Consider the following 15,428-nt stretch of genomic DNA (forward strand, 5'->3'; position numbering starts at 1 on the left):
ATCAAGCCGCGGCCAGCGCGATGCGCAGCATGCGGCGCAGCGGTTCGGCGGCGCCCCACAGCAGTTGGTCGCCCACGGTGAAGGCGCCCAGATATTGCGAACCCATCGAGAGCTTGCGCAGGCGGCCCACGGGAATGTCCAGCGTGCCGGTCACCGCAACCGGGGTCAGGTCGCGAATGGTCGCTTCCTTGGTGTTAGGAACGACCTTGGCCCACTGCGTACCGCTGGCGATCATGTCCTGGATCTCGTCCAGGGGGACGTCGCGCTTGAGCTTGATGGTGAGCGCCTGGCTATGGCAGCGCATGGCGCCGATGCGCACGCACAGGCCGTCGATCGGCGTGGCCGGCGTGCCGAAGGCTTCGCCGCGGCCGAGGATCTTGTTGGTCTCGGCCTCGCCCTTCCATTCTTCCTTGGACATGCCGTTGCCCAGATCCTTGTCGATCCAGGGAATCAGGTTGCCGGCCAGCGGCACGAGGAAGTTGTCGGTGGGCAGGTTCTCGTCCTTCTGCTTGGACAGGACGCCGCGATCGATGTCCAGGATGGCCGAGGCGGGATCGTCCAGCAGCGGCTTGACGGCGTCGTTCAGCAGGCCGAATTGCGTCAGCAGCTCGCGCATGTGCTGCGCGCCGCCGCCGGAGGCCGCCTGGTAGGTCATGGAAGTCATCCATTCGACCAGGTCGTTGTTGAACAGGCCGGCCAGGCCCATCAGCATGCAGCTCACGGTGCAATTGCCGCCGATGAAGTTGCGCACGCCGCGCTTGAGCGCCGCGTCGATCACCGGGCGATTGACCGGGTCCAGCACGATGATGGCGTCGTCGGCCATGCGCAGCGTGCTGGCCGCGTCGATCCACAGGCCCTGCCAACCGGCGCTGCGCAGCTTGGGGTAGACCTCGGAGGTGTAGTCCCCGCCCTGGCAGGTCACGATAATCGGCAGTTTTTTAAGAGCGTCGATGTCATAGGCGTCTTTCAGCGCGCCGGCGCCGTCAGCCCAGGCGGGCGCAGCCGCGCCCGCGTTGCTAGTGGAGAAAAACACCGGTTCGATCAGCGCGAAATCCTTCTCGTCGCGCATGCGTTGCATCAAAACCGATCCGACCATGCCACGCCAGCCGACGAGGCCCACTGCATTGCTCATTTCTCTACGCTCTTAAAGATTCATGGTTGAGTTGAAAAAAACGGAAATCCGTCGGAATGGACGGGTTTTTTGCCGCGGCGCCGTCGTGCGGCGGCGCCATGCCCCCGAGGGAGAGGCGGCGTAACGGGGCCCCCGGCAAGGGGAATACCCAGCATCGTCCGGCCTTTTTGGACCGGATCACTCGACAATTTAGCAGAAAGTGTCGGGATTCCCCGAACCGCCGGCGAGGCACGCGGCCCCGCCGGAGGCATTTGACGGTTTTTTACGACGCAATCACGGCGTGAATGGCGACGTAAGCCGTCTGGCGTCAAGCGAGCCGGCTCAGACGGCCAGCGCCTTGATGACGGCGTCGCCCATCTGGGCGGTGCCCACCTTGGTGGTGCCCGGCTCGTAGATGTCGGCCGTGCGCAGGCCTTCGGCCAACACGCGGCGCACGGCCGCCTCGATGCGGTCGGCCTGGGCGGGCAGGTCCAGCGAATAGCGCAGCATCATCGCCGCCGACAGGATGGTGGCCAGCGGATTGGCCACGCCCTTGCCCGCGATGTCCGGCGCCGAGCCGTGGCTGGGTTCGTACAGGCCCTGGTTGGACGCGTTCAGCGAGGCCGAGGGCAGCATGCCGATCGAGCCTGTCAGCATGGCGGCTTCGTCCGAGAGGATGTCGCCGAACATGTTGCCGGTGACGACCACGTCGAACTCGCGCGGCGCGCGCACAAGTTGCATGGCGGCGTTGTCGACGTACATGTGCGACAGCGTCACGTCGGGGAATTCGCGGCTGACTTCGATCACGATATCGCGCCAGAACTGCGACGTTTCCAGCACGTTGGCCTTGTCCACGCTGCACAGGCGCTTGCTGCGCTTGCGCGCGGCCTCGAAGCCGACGCGCGCGATGCGGCGCACTTCCGGCTCGGTGTAGCGCATGGTGTCGTAGCCTTCGCGCTCGCCGGCGAATGCGCCGTCGGGCGCGCTGCGCTGGCCGCGCGGCTGGCCGAAATAGATGTCGCCGGTCAGTTCGCGGATGATCAGGATGTCCAGGCCCGACACCACTTCCGGCTTCAGCGACGAGGCATTGGCCAGTTCGGGATAGAGGATGGCCGGACGCAGGTTGGCGAACAGGCCGAGCGAACGGCGCAGGCCGAGAATGGCCTGTTCCGGACGGAATTCGCGCGGCAGGCTGTCGTACTTCCAGTCGCCGACGGCGCCGAACAGCGTCGCCTGCGATTCCTGCGCCAGCTTCAGCGTGGCGGGCGGCAGCGGGTGTTCGAACCTGTCGAAGGCGGCGCCGCCCACGGGTTCTTCCTTCAGGTCGAAGGACACGTCCAGCGTCTTGAGCACGCGCACGGCCTGCTCGACGATTTCGGGACCGATACCGTCGCCGGGGAGAACAGCAATCTTATGGGTCATTGCAAGATCCAGATCGGAGATAAAAACATTAAAACGGCGGGCGCCGGGGCAGGCGGCAACGCCCGCCCCCGCCCTCGCCTCAGGCCAGCGGGCGGCCGCTGTGCAGCCACGGATGGCGAGCCAGGCGCTCGGCTTCGAACGCGCGGATCTTGTCGGCCTGGCGCAGCGTCAGGCCGATGTCGTCGAAGCCGTTGACCAGGCAGTACTTGCGGAAGGGCTCGATGTCGAAGCCGATCTCGCGGCCGTCCGCGGCGACGACGACCTGGCGCTCCAGGTCGATGCGCAGCTTGTAGCCGGCGAACGCCCTGACTTCGTCGAACAGGCGCGCGACCTCGAATTCGGACAGGATCACCGGCAGCAGGCCGTTCTTGAAGCTGTTGTTGAAGAAGATGTCCGCATACGACGGCGCGATGATGGCGCGAAAACCGTATTGCGTCAGCGCCCACGGCGCGTGCTCGCGGCTGGAGCCGCAGCCGAAGTTCTTGCGGGCCAGCAGGATGCTGGCGCCCTGGTAGCGCGGCTGGTTCAGCACGAAGTCCGGGTTCAGCGGACGCTTGCTGTTGTCCATGCCGGGCTCGCCATGGTCCAGGTAGCGCAGTTCGTCGAACAGGTTGGGGCCGAAGCCGCTGCGCTTGATCGACTTGAGGAACTGCTTCGGAATGATCAGGTCGGTGTCAACGTTCTCGCGGTCGAGCGGGGCCACCAGGCCTTCATGAGTGGTGAATGCTTGCATGATCTGGCGCCTTAGCGGAGAGTGCGGACATCGACGAAGTGGCCGGCGACGGCGGCGGCCGCCGCCATGGCGGGGCTGACCAGGTGGGTGCGCCCGCCCTGGCCCTGCCGGCCTTCGAAGTTGCGGTTGGACGTGGACGCGCAACGCTCGCCCGGTTCCAGGCGGTCGGCGTTCATGGCCAGGCACATGGAACAACCCGGCTCGCGCCACTCGAAGCCGGCGGCGATGAAGATCTTGTCCAGGCCTTCACGTTCGGCCTGCTGCTTGACCAGGCCCGAACCCGGCACCACCATGGCCTGCCTCACGTTGGCCGCCACGCGGCGGCCGCGCGCCACGGCCGCGGCCGCCCGCAGGTCCTCGATGCGCGAGTTGGTGCAGGAGCCGATGAACACCCGGTCGACGCGGATGTCGGACATGGGCGTGTTGGGCTTCAGGCCCATGTATTCCAGCGCGCGCTCCATGCCGCTGCGACGCACGTCGTCCTTTTCGCGGTCGGGATCCGGCACGCGGTCCTCGATGGACAGCACCATTTCGGGCGAGGTGCCCCAGGTCACCTGCGGACGGATGTCCTTGGCGTTGATTTCGACCACGCGGTCGAACTTCGCGCCCTCGTCCGTGTGCAGCGTGCGCCAGTACTGGACGGCCTGGTCCCACAGCACGCCGGTGGGCGAGAAGGGACGGCCGCGGAAGTATTCGATGGTCTTGTCGTCGACCGCCACCATGCCCGAGCGGGCGCCGGCTTCGATGGCCATGTTGCACACCGTCATGCGGCCCTCGACCGACAGCGCGCGGATGGTGCTGCCGCCGAACTCGATGGCATGGCCGGTGCCGCCGGCGGTGCCGATGATGCCGATCACGTGCAGCACCAGGTCCTTGGCCGTACAGCCGAACGGCAGCTCGCCCTCGACCTTGATCAGCATGCTCTTGTTCTTCTTCATCAGCAGCGTCTGCGTGGCGAGCACGTGCTCCACCTCGGAGGTGCCGATGCCGAAGGCCAGCGCCCCGACCGCGCCGTGGGTGCTGGTGTGCGAGTCGCCGCACACCACCGTCATGCCCGGCAGGGTGGCGCCCTGCTCCGGTCCGATGACGTGCACGATGCCCTGGCGCAGGTCGTTCATCTTGAATTCGGTGATGCCGTACGTGTCGCAGTTCTTGTCCAGCGTGTCGACCTGCAGGCGCGACACGGGGTCGCTGATGCCTTGGGCGCGATGGAGGGTGGGCACGTTGTGGTCGGCGACCGCCAGGTTGGCGTCGATGCGCCACGGCTTGCGGCCGGCGTTTTCCAGACCTTCGAACGCCTGCGGGCTGGTCACTTCGTGGACCAGGTGGCGATCGATGTAGAGCAAACAGGTGCCATCGGACTCTTGGTTGACGACGTGCGCGTCCCAGAGTTTGTCGTAGAGGGTTTGGGCCATGAGCTTCACCGGAAATCGGGGGAAAAACCAATTAGGGAGACCGATTATGCCCGTGTGCCTAAGCTAGTACAACGGCAGCAGTCATACTAGTACAAGCAGTACCATGCTGGGTAAAAAGAGGAATGCGACGCATGCTCAACACACGCTCGTCGCGTCCCGCTGCGCCCCCCTTTGCAAGGCTGCAATGCCGCCCATGCCGACCCGCCGGCCGCGCAACGGCGGCCCCTCCGGCGGGACCGCCCTTTCCCGGCCTCAGCCGCGCTGTCCGCGCTGGCGCAAGGCGTGATCGATCAGCACCAGCGCCAGCAAGGCCTCCGCGATGGGCGTGGCGCGTATGCCGACGCAGGGATCGTGGCGGCCCAGGGTCTGGACGGACGTGGGATTGCCGGCCCGGTCGACCGACTGGCGCTCGACCCGGATGCTGGACGTCGGCTTGATCGCCAGCGAAACCGTCACCGGCTGGCCCGAGGAAATGCCGCCCAGCACGCCGCCGGCGTTATTGCCGAGGAAACCGTCGGGCGTGATCCCGTCGCCGTGCTGCGACCCGCGCTGGGTGATACTTTCGAAACCGGCCCCCATGGAGACGCCCTTGACGGCGTTCAAGCCCATCATGGCGTGGGCGATGTCGGCGTCCAGGCGGTCGTAGAGCGGCTCGCCCCAGCCCGCGGGCACGTTTTCGGCGACGATTTCGATGCGCGCGCCGATCGAGTCGCCATCGCGGCGCAACTCGTCCATGAAGGCCTCCAGCTCGGGCACGATGCCGGCGTTGGGCGCGTAGAAGGCGTTGCGCCCCACTTCGTCCCAGCTCTCGAAGGGAATCCTCACGGGCCCCAACTGGCTCATGTAGCCCCGGACACGCACGCCATGGTTGGCCGCCAACCATTTCTTGGCGATGGCGCCGGCCGCCACGGTGGGCGCCGTCAGGCGGGCTGAGGAACGGCCGCCGCCGCGCGGGTCGCGCACGCCGTACTTCTTGAAGTAGCTATAGTCGGCATGGCCGGGCCGGAAGGTGTCGACCAGGTTCGCGTAGTCCTTGCTGCGCGCGTCCGTATTGCGGATGAGCAGGCCGATGGGCGTGCCCGTGGTGACGCCCTCGAACACGCCCGACAGGATCTCGACCTGGTCCGCCTCCTGGCGCTGCGTCACGTGGCGCGACGTGCCGGGACGGCGGCGATCGAGTTCGGCCTGGATGTCGGCGGCCTCCAGGGGCAGCCCCGGCGGACAGCCGTCCACCACGCAGCCGATGGCCGGGCCGTGCGACTCGCCGAAGTTCGTGACGCAAAAAAGAGTGCCTAAAGTGTTGCCGGACATGGTCTGGAGTTGCAGAATGCCTACCCGCGCGATAGCGGGCTTGCGGGGTGGATGGGAATAAAATGGATTATGACACCCCAGGTGCCGAACCGGCGCCGCCCAGCCGGTTGCGGGAGGGTTGTGGGAACGTGGGCGCTATCGGAAAAATTGCGTCCTGCGAAAAGGATGGCAACAAATTCACATAATGTGGAGATGTGTGGATACTTTTCGTTGTTGATTGATAGGCGGGTCCCGCCCACAATGCTAACCCACTGAAAACACTGGATGCTTTCTGTAATCACGGTCGGGATAAGCCCTTCCGTGCCTTCGGGCAGTCTGGATTTTTCATTCGCGTAGCCTCGCGCCGGGATGTCTGACGACGCCTTGGCTGGTTTGTCGTTTGCGCTGCGTTCCCCATCCTTGTTTATAGGGACAGAGACTGCATGTACGATCGCTTTCCCCAGTTGTCCGGCCCGCGCCTGACGGCGAACGCTTTCGCGCTTCGGCCGCGCCGCTTCGTCGCGCCCCGTTGGCCCGCCCCCCTGGAGCGTTGAGCTCCCGACCGCGAGTCCCCGCCTCCATGACGCTCCCACCCTCGCCGCCGCCCGCGCAGCCTCCCGGCCTGTCGCAGGACGACGCCTGGCAAGCGCCCGCCGACGTGCCGCGGCAGCGCGGCCTGGCGATCGCCCTGGCCGCGCTGCTGGGCGCCATGGTGCTGCTGATCATCATGGCCGGCGCGACGCTCTACGAGCAGGCCCGCACGACTTCGCAGCCCAACGGCGACGATGCCGCTTTCTACAGCTACCGGCTGGTGTCCCAGGTCAACGGCCTGGCGACGGCCGCCAATCGCGCGGCGGGCGGCGCCGACGCGCGCGACTTCACGCAACGCCTGCAAGCCCTGTCAACCTTCATCAATCCCGGCACCGCCGAAAGCGCGGCCGGGCTGGCCCTGCTGCGCGCCATCCCCGCCGCCGACCATGACCTGATCGGCCTGGACGATCAATTGCGCACGTGGCGCGACACCGCCGAAATGCGGGACGAGATGCACGTGCGCCAGGTCGCCATGGAGGTTTCCGCGCGCGCCGAGGAATTGCGCGGCGTCGCCGACCGTATCGCCAACGCCGTGCAGCGCGAGCAAAGCGCCATCACGCACGGCAACCAGGCCCACCTGGCGCAGGGCTTCCGCCATCTCGAATGGATCCTGGCGGGCCTGATCGCCGGCACGGTCATCCTGGCGATCTGGCTGCTGGTGCTCAATCGCCATGCGCGCCATTTCAACCAGCGCATGGCGCAGGCCAATGCCCGGCTGGAGTCGGCCGTGGCGCACCGCACCCGCCAACTGGTGTGGCTGGCCAATACCGATCCCCTGACCGGCCTGAAGAACCGCCGCGCCTTCATGGAGACCGCGGAGGCGCAGATCCTGCAATGCCGCCGCTATCCGCACCCGCTGGCGGCCTTGCTGATCGACATCGACCACTTCAAGTCCATCAACGACCGCTACGGCCACCACGTGGGCGACCAGGCCATACGCCGCGTCACCGACACCATCACCAATACGCTGCGCGACAGCGACATCATCGGCCGCTTCGGCGGCGAGGAATTCGCCGCCTTGATGCCGCATACGGACCTGCCGGCGGCGCTGGTCGCCGCCGAGCGCCTGCGCCAGGCGGTGGCGGGCATGAAGATCGGCCTGCTCGAGGGCGGCCCCCTCAGCATGACCATTTCCATCGGCCTGGCCGTGCACGAGCCCGGGCTTTCCCTGGACACGCTGCTGATGCGCGCCGACATGGCGCTGTACCGCGCCAAGAGCGGCAGCCGCAACCGCGTCGAAGTCTACGGCAGCGAACGCGAGGAAATCGCGCAGCAGCAATAACGGCCGGCAGCGGCAATAGCGGCCCACAGCAATGGCGACCGCATTTATTCCCGCTTTCCTCGCCGCTTTCGCCCCTTAGGAACATTTAGCCCGTACACTACCTACCGGGCAGCGCTCGTCGCGCGGCATCCGCATCCGGCCTATGCCGGACCACGATAATCACAACGCCACGGCCGCCGCCATGCCTTCATGGCCCCACGTCCTCCATGCACGCATGGGAGAGGACCCCGAGTACCTGACACCCTGACCCATGTCCTTATTGCGCACCATCCTGCTTGGCATCACGGCTGTCACTGTCCTGCTGCTGATTGGTTCCCAGGCGCTCGGCATTCAGATGGGGGCCAGTGGTTCCGAGCGCCTGCTCCTGGCGCTGACGATCGCCGCCGCCGGCCTCTGTGCGGCCGCCGGCGCCATCGTCCTGCTGCGCTGGCTGGACCGGCGGATGCTGGCCGAGTTGAGCCGGGGGCTGCGCGCGCTGGACAGCGGAGACGGCGTGCAGGCCGCCCTGCCCGCCGTGCGCGAATTCGCCGAGGTGCAAGATGCGCTGGCGCAGGCGCGCGAACGGTTTCGCGCCACGGCCGAGGAAAACATCGCCCGCATCGAATCGATGCAATTGGAGCTCAACCTCGACGCCGTCACGCGCCTGCCCAACCGACGCTACTTCCACAACGAGCTGCGGCGCGCCCTGACCCAGGCGCGCAGCGTCGGCGCCGGCCACGTCCTGATGTTCCGCCAGCGCGACCTGATCGAGATCAATCGCCATATGCCGCGCGAATATGCGGACCAGTGGCTGCGCTCGCTGGCGCACCGGCTCGACCAGTTGCTGGGCCGGCGCCACGAGCCGCCCTATCTGCTGGCGCGCCTGAACGGCTCGGATTTCGCGCTGCTGCTGCCGGCGACGGCGCCGGCGCAAGCCAGCCAGGCCGGCGAGAAGCTGCGCCTGGAATTGCGCGCGTTGCGCCTGGCGCTGGGCGAGCAGCGCTGGTGCCGCTGGGCGTTGGCGCTCGCCCAGTATGGACCCGAGGACCAGGCCAGCGACCTGCTGGCGCGCCTGGATCACGCGCTGATGCGCGCGGAGAGCAGCGACGGCGACGCGATCGAACACGCGGACGACGAATATCGCGGCGACAGCGCCGGCGAGCACCAGTGGCGCGACACCCTGGTCGCCGGCCTCGACCAGCACCGCTTTTCCCTGGACGTGCAGGGCTTGCTCGGCCCGGGCGATGCCCTGCTGCGCAACGAGGCGACGCTGGTGCTGCACGACGCGGAAGCGCCCGCGCCGATTCCGGCATCGCGCTTCATGCCGCCGGCGGTGCGCCTGGGCCTGAGCGCGGAATGCGATATCCAGGCGGTCCGGCTGGGCCTGGACTGGCTGGTGTCGCACCAGGGTCAACTGGCCATCCGCCTGGCGCAGGCCTCGCTGGCGCAATCGAATTTCCTGCCGCGCCTGGGACAGTTGCTGCGCGACCGGCCCGCGCAGACGGCGCGGCAGATCCTGGAAATCGACGCCCATGGCCTGGCGGACAACTACGCCGCCGTGCGCACGCTGTGCGAAGTGGCCACCGACGCCGGCGCGCGGGTCGGCGTGCGCCGGCTCTCGCAGGACTTCAGCGCCCTGACGCGCCTGCATCAACTGCCGATCTCGTACGTCAAGGTGGGGGGAGACTTCGTCAGCGGATTGACGAACAGCCCGGGCGGCCGCCACCTCGCGGCGTCGGTCATCGACACGGCGCGCCAGTTGAAGATCGATGCCTACGCCGAGGATATCCCCGACCAGACCACCGAGGTCCTGCTGCGCGACCTGGGCATCATCCCCACCCGCAACGACGCGGTGGGCATGGAGGCCTGAACGGCGCGGCGCGGGGGATATACTTCCCGCCGCTCGTCCTGTTTCCGGCAGCGCGGCCTGCCTGGGTTGCGCCCGCCTCCGACGGGCGCGGTCCCGGCGGTCTCGCCGCCGTTTGCCCCGGCCTCCGGGGCCGTTCCACTCCTCAGGGCCCAGTCCGATCGTGCAGAATCTCCTGGATACGTTTTCCTTCGCCGCCACCGGCGTCTATTGCGCGCTCGGCGCCGCCGTCCTCATTTTGTTGACGAGCGGCGCCGCGTGGACGCGCCGGCTCTCGCCCGCCAGCGCCGCCAGCACCGTCGCGGCGGCGCTGGCGGTGGTCCTGCTGCTGAGCGGCGCCACCGTCGCGGCCTACGCGGGCGCGCTGCTGACGCTGGTGCTCGCCATCGCCTTCGTGCTGACGGCGTCGGGCCAGGACGCGGCCGGCCGCTCGCGGCAAGCCGCCACGTCCGCCACATCCGCCGCGCCGGCCGACGCGGCAGCCGCCGTCCAGACGCCGCTCGCATCGAACATGCAAGGGGCGGCGAAGGCCCAGGGCGGCACGGCGCCGGACGACGGCCATGCGCAAATCGAAAAACGCCTGCTGGCGTTGGCCGACGCGCTGGAACGCCAGCGCCAGATGCATTCCCTGATGTCGCACGAAATGCGCGCGCCGGTCTCCACGATCAGCATGGCTACCCAATCCCTGGAAATGGTCCTGGCCGGCAGCGGCGAGGAGGTCGACCGCCGCCTGGAGCGCATCAGCCGCGCCGTGGCCCGCATCGGCGAACTGATGGACCAGTTGCTGGGCCAGGCGACGGAGGAAGACGACGCCATGGCGCCGCAACGCAGCCAGGTCGAACTGGGCGCGCTGGCGCGGGAGATCGCCGCCAGCTTGCGCGGGGAAGCCGCGCATGCGCTGGAGGTGCGGGCGCCCTCCCCGGTCGAGGCATGGTGCGACGGCCCGCTGAGCGGCGTGGTGCTGCGCAACCTGATCCACAACGCCGTCAAATACTCGCCCGCCGACCAGCCGATCGAAATCGACGTGCGCGCCGACGGCGCCATGGCCACGATCACCGTGACCGACCACGGCCCGGGCATCGAGAAGGACGTGCAGGAGAAGATCTTCGATCCGCACTTCCGCCGCGCCGCGCACCGCGAAACCAAGGGCCTGGGCCTGGGCTTGCACCTGGTGCGCAAGATATGCGAGCGCCAGGGCGGCAGCCTGACGGTGGCAAGCGAACCTGGCCAGGGCGCCCGTTTCACGATGGCGCTGCCGATGCGGCGGGAGAACTGAGGGGGGAAGCGTGTCGCGCGGATCGCCCGCCCGGGGCAGATCATGCGAACACCATGACTGGAAGGACGCCGGCGCGGGAGATGGGGAAGGAAGCGCGCGGCTGACTGACTGGGTGGAACTGACTGGCTGGGTGGAAACTGGGTGGAAACGAAAAACTCAGGCCGCGAACACGTAACCCTGGCCCCGCACCGACAGGACCGGCAGCTTCATGCCGCTGGATTGCGCCTTGGCCCGCAGACGGCTGACCAGCACGTCGATGCGCCGCAATTCGAAATCGCTGGGATTGGACGGATTGAACAATTCCGACAAGGCCTGGCGGCTGACAACGTTGCCACTGGCGTCGATCAAAGCATTCAGGAACAAGCGTTCCTGCGCGCTCAGGTGCAGCGACACCCCTTCGGGGGACACCAGGATCCAGCCGCCGTCCTGCAACGCCCACGCCTGCGTGGCGCCGCGGTCGGCGCCCGGCGTCGGCGCGGGCCCGCGCGACAGGCGCATGCGGCGCGCCAGGCTGCGGATCACCGAGCTCAGCTCGAGCAGGTCGACCGGTTTGGTCATGTAGATATCGGCGCCGCCTTCCAGGCCGCGAACCCGGTCTTCCAGGGCGGCACGACCGGTGAGCATGACGATGCCGACCGGGTGCAGGGCGCGCAGGCGCGTGGCAACGGAAAAGCCGTCCTCGCCCCCCTGCACGTTCGCGTCGAGTATGACGACATCGCAAGGCTGGTTTTCCATCTGCCGATAGAAATCCGCGGAATTCCCACAAGCGAAAGAGACGCGAAACCCGTACCCACCGAGTCCCAGCACTAACTCTTCACGAAAATCCGCATCATCCTCTAACAGACCGATACACAGAACCCCGTCCGTGGCTTGCGTTTGCACGATACATATTCCTTCGGGAAATGCGCCAAGTCACGCCGGAACGTTTTTCTCCCGGAAAAAATGCGTGACCTCTCAAAGCCAGTGCCCGGCATCGAGCCTGGCAACAATGCGAAAAGCCGGTCAAAAGATCGAAAATATGAGTCTTTTTATCCCTTATTTACAAATCCTTCCCGCAGTTCGGAGGATGCACGAAAAGCGCACACAATGCAATAAAGGATGCGCCCACTCGGAATAGAAGCAAAATTCTTTCGAGAATTGCGTCTTTTTCACGACGAACAACTGACTTCGATATCGCTCGCCCAATCGGGGGGCAACCCGGCATAGGCCTCGGCGTCAAGGTGTGTCACGAAAGGATTTTTGAGTATCCGCAATAATTTGATAATAATAGACGCATCGCCTTGCTTGGCGGCGCGTATGGCGTCCTCGGCCAGATGATTGCGCAAGACATAGAGGGGATTGACGCGGTCCATGGCCTGCGCGGCCGCCTCCCGCTCGCCGCCCGCCTCGGCCTGGCGCGCCGACCATCGCTGCAGCCAGGCCGCGGCCGCCTCCCTGTCGATGTACAAATCCAGAAAAGGTTGCGGCTGGCCGCGCGCGGCATCGCTCAGGCGGCGGAAGGTCAGCGTGAAATCCGCGCGCTGGTCGTGCATGAGCTTGAGCAGGTCGTCGAGCAGCGCCTCGTCGTCCGGCCGCCACGGGCCGATGCCCAGCTTGGCGGCCATGCCGTCGTGAAACGCCGTGACGAATTGGGGTTCGAAGGCCGCCAGTTCCGCCTTCACCGTGTCCACGTCGCCGATCAGCACGTTCAGGGCGCCGCCCAGGCGGTACAGGTTCCACAAGGCCGCCGATGGCTGCCGGTTCCAGGCGTAGCGCCCTTCGCTGTCGGAGTGGTTGCAGATGTGGTCCAGGCGGAAGGCGTCCATGAAGCCATAGGGCCCGTAGTCCAGCGTCAGCCCCAGGATGGACATATTGTCGGTATTCATCACGCCATGGCAAAAGCCGACGTTCTGCCATTGCGCCATCAGGCGCGCGGTGCGGCCGACGACCTCGCGCAGCAGGGCCAGGTAGGGGGCGCCGCCCTCGCCCGCCGCGCGGCAGTCCGGATAGAAGCGGTCGATGACGTAGTCGGCCAGTTCGCGCAGGCGTTCGGGCTGGCGCCGCGACGCCCAATGCTCGAAGGAGCCGAAGCGCACGAAACTCGGCGCCATGCGGGTGACGATGGCGGCGGTTTCCACCGTCTCGCGCACCACCGGATCGTCGGACACGACCAGGGCCAGCGCGCGGGTGGTGGGGATGCCCAGGCCGTGCATGGCTTCGCCGGCCAGGTATTCGCGCACGGAGGACCGCAGCACCGCGCGGCCGTCGCCCATCCGGGAGTAAGGCGTCAGCCCCGCGCCCTTCAGTTGCAATTCCCAGTTGCCTTCCGGCCCGCGCACCTCGCCCAGCAGGTGCGCGCGCCCGTCGCCCAATTGGCCGGCCCAGACGCCGAACTGGTGCCCGCTATAGACCGCGGCCAGGGTGTCCCCGCCCGGCAGCGGGTCCAGGCCGGCGAAAACGCGCAGGAAGGCCTCGCTGCCGAGCACCCGGGGATCGAGGCCCAGCAGGGCCGCCGCGTCCTCGTTGGCATGCAGCAGGCGCGGCGCGTTGAGGCCTTGCGGCTGCAAACGGGTATAGAAATCGGGCGGCAAGGCCGCGAAGGAGTTGCTCAGGGACAGTTCGTCCAGGGAAGCAGCCAGGGACATGGGCGACGCTCGCTATCGATGCTTGCTGACAATCGGAACAGGAATACAGGCGGGAGCGCCAGGCTGGCGCTCTCCGGGCGTCCCATGGCGGGACGGGGCCGGTTCAGCCGCGGCCGGCCAGCTTGCGCCGCCGCGCGGCGCGCTTGGCCGGCCAGACATACATGATGGCGCTGATGAAAAACACCAGGGACAGCGCAAGCTCCAGCCCCGCCAGCGCCGCCGAGACGGGCGAAATGTCCGACATGAAGCGCACGGTCCCCTCCATGACATATAACAGTGACAACATGCTTGCCCACTGATACGTATAGAGATCGCCCCGCACGATGCCCCGCAAGGGCAGCGCCAGCGGCAAGGCCTTGAGGAACATCCAGGAGCCGCCCGGACGCAGCGGCGACAGGACGGTTTCCCAGAGGACGCACAGGACCAGCAGGGCCACCAGCGAGATCGTCGCAACGGCGCGCAACGGGGAGTTGAGTTGATCATTCATACTGCTATTATCGCCTGATGAATCACCCAGTACAGTCGGCTGCCGCAACGCCGGCAGGGCCCGAAGCGCCGCCACAGCGAACCTCCTGGACGGGTCGCACGGTCAAGCTTTTGCGTTTCGCGGCGAGCAGGACCGCCGAAGAAGAGTTGCTGCAGGTCGCGTCCAGCCTGACTTTCACCACCGTGCTCGCCATCGTTCCCATGCTGACGGTGGTGCTGTCGCTGTTCACCGCCTTCCCGGTGTTCCAGGAATTCCGCATCGCGCTGGAGAACTTCCTGAGCACCAGCCTGATGCCGCCGGCGGTATCGGACAACATCATGAACTACCTCAACCAGTTCGCCCGCCAGGCTTCGCGCCTGACGGCGATCGGCGGCGCGTTCCTGGTGGTGACGTCGATCCTGCTCATCATGACGATCGACAAGACGTTCAACGATATCTGGCACGTGACCCGCCAGCGCCCGCTGGCCCAGCGCGCGCTGATCTACTGGGCCGCGGTGACGCTGGGCCCCGTGGTGGCGGGCGCCAGCCTGTGGGCCACCTCCTTCCTGGCGCGGGAATCCATGGGCCTGGTCAGGGACGTGCCCAACCTGATCGGGCTGACGGTGTCCGTGCTGCCGCTGGCCCTGACCGGCCTGGGCTTCGCCGCCCTGTTCTTCGTCGTGCCGAACCGCCGGGTCTATTGGCGCGACGCCCTGGCGGGCGGCGTGGGCACCGCCATCGTCCTCGAACTGATGAAGGCGGCCTTCGCCTACTACCTGACCCGTTTTCCGACCTATACGGTGATCTACGGGGCGTTCGCCACCCTGCCGATCTTCCTGCTGTGGATCTACCTCTCCTGGCTGGCCATCCTGTTCGGCGCCACCGTGGCCGCCAGCCTGCCCCTGCTGCGGCTGGGGCGCTGGGAAGTCAACCGGGAGCCGGGCGCCACTTTCATCGACGCCATCGGGGTGCTGCGCTGCCTCTACGAGGCGCTGGGCCGCGTGCCGGCGGGCCGCAGCGCCAGCGACCTCGCCGCCACGCTGCACCTGCACCACGACGAGTTGAACGCGGTCCTGGAAGCCCTGAGCGACCTCGGCATGGTCACCCGCACCCAGGACCAGCACTGGATATTGTCCTGCGACCCGCAGCGCACCCGCCTGGACGCCGTGATCGACCGCTTCCTGCTCGACCGCGGCCAGCGGCGCCTCAAGGATTTCCCCGAAGCCATCGCCATCGCCCAGGCCGCCCTGCAAGGCCTCGCCGCGCCCACGCTGGAAGAACTGATGCAGGAAGCGCAAAATACGGGCACGGGGTCGGCGGACATCCTCAGAATCGAAGCACTCAAGAAATAATCCCGGGTTCGCCCTAGGAG

At 67.1% G+C, this 15,428-nt stretch carries 12 protein-coding genes; 4 read left to right on the forward strand and 8 right to left on the reverse strand.

The features are described 5' to 3' along the window. Position 1: 1 nt before the first annotated feature. The 5 genes from asd to aroC form a co-directional block, all read right to left on the reverse strand. On the reverse strand, positions 2 to 1,132 hold the full coding sequence (asd, locus tag CAL29_RS18560; RefSeq protein WP_094854537.1) for an aspartate-semialdehyde dehydrogenase: 1,131 nt from the start codon (positions 1,130 to 1,132) through the stop codon (positions 2 to 4). A gap of 321 nt (positions 1,133 to 1,453) precedes the next feature. Beyond that, the gene (gene leuB, locus CAL29_RS18565) at positions 1,454 to 2,533 is read right to left on the reverse strand and encodes a 3-isopropylmalate dehydrogenase (protein WP_094854538.1); all 1,080 of its coding nucleotides are present in this window, start codon (positions 2,531 to 2,533) and stop codon (positions 1,454 to 1,456) included. 79 nt (positions 2,534 to 2,612) lie between these two features. Further along, positions 2,613 to 3,266: a 3-isopropylmalate dehydratase small subunit gene (gene leuD / locus CAL29_RS18570; RefSeq protein WP_094854539.1), complete on the reverse strand. Its 654-nt coding sequence runs from the start codon at positions 3,264 to 3,266 to the stop codon at positions 2,613 to 2,615. 11 nt (positions 3,267 to 3,277) lie between these two features. Then, a complete protein-coding gene (gene leuC / locus CAL29_RS18575; protein ID WP_094856743.1) occupies positions 3,278 to 4,681 on the reverse strand; it encodes a 3-isopropylmalate dehydratase large subunit in 1,404 nt (467 codons plus the stop codon). Between the two features lie 252 nt (positions 4,682 to 4,933). After that, a complete protein-coding gene (aroC, locus tag CAL29_RS18580; protein ID WP_094854540.1) occupies positions 4,934 to 5,992 on the reverse strand; it encodes a chorismate synthase in 1,059 nt (352 codons plus the stop codon). Positions 5,993 to 6,551: 559 nt separating this feature from the next. Between aroC and CAL29_RS18585 the strand changes: the two genes are divergently transcribed. From CAL29_RS18585 to CAL29_RS18595, 3 genes are all read left to right on the forward strand, one after another. After that, a complete protein-coding gene (locus CAL29_RS18585) occupies positions 6,552 to 7,844 on the forward strand; it encodes a GGDEF domain-containing protein (RefSeq protein WP_094854541.1) in 1,293 nt (430 codons plus the stop codon). 250 nt (positions 7,845 to 8,094) lie between these two features. Next, on the forward strand, positions 8,095 to 9,693 hold the full coding sequence (locus CAL29_RS18590; protein ID WP_094854542.1) for an EAL domain-containing protein: 1,599 nt from the start codon (positions 8,095 to 8,097) through the stop codon (positions 9,691 to 9,693). A gap of 160 nt (positions 9,694 to 9,853) precedes the next feature. Next, positions 9,854 to 10,966: a sensor histidine kinase gene (locus CAL29_RS18595; protein WP_179284103.1), complete on the forward strand. Its 1,113-nt coding sequence runs from the start codon at positions 9,854 to 9,856 to the stop codon at positions 10,964 to 10,966. Positions 10,967 to 11,122: 156 nt separating this feature from the next. On the opposite strand, the gene CAL29_RS18600 is transcribed toward CAL29_RS18595, so the two are convergent. From CAL29_RS18600 to CAL29_RS18610, 3 genes are all read right to left on the reverse strand, one after another. Continuing rightward, positions 11,123 to 11,848, reverse strand: coding sequence for a response regulator transcription factor (locus CAL29_RS18600; RefSeq protein WP_094854544.1), 726 nt, complete (start codon positions 11,846 to 11,848; stop codon positions 11,123 to 11,125). 266 nt (positions 11,849 to 12,114) lie between these two features. Further along, on the reverse strand, positions 12,115 to 13,590 hold the full coding sequence (locus CAL29_RS18605) for a protein adenylyltransferase SelO (protein WP_094854545.1): 1,476 nt from the start codon (positions 13,588 to 13,590) through the stop codon (positions 12,115 to 12,117). Between the two features lie 103 nt (positions 13,591 to 13,693). Further along, positions 13,694 to 14,077, reverse strand: coding sequence for a DUF2069 domain-containing protein (locus CAL29_RS18610; RefSeq protein WP_094854546.1), 384 nt, complete (start codon positions 14,075 to 14,077; stop codon positions 13,694 to 13,696). 17 nt (positions 14,078 to 14,094) lie between these two features. Here CAL29_RS18610 and CAL29_RS18615 point away from each other — a divergent pair, with 17 nt between their 5' ends. Beyond that, the gene (locus CAL29_RS18615; RefSeq protein ID WP_094854547.1) at positions 14,095 to 15,408 is read left to right on the forward strand and encodes a YihY family inner membrane protein; all 1,314 of its coding nucleotides are present in this window, start codon (positions 14,095 to 14,097) and stop codon (positions 15,406 to 15,408) included. The last annotated feature ends 20 nt before the right edge of the window (positions 15,409 to 15,428 follow it).

Source organism: Bordetella genomosp. 10 (genome assembly GCF_002261225.1).
GTDB lineage: Bacteria > Pseudomonadota > Gammaproteobacteria > Burkholderiales > Burkholderiaceae_B > Bordetella_C.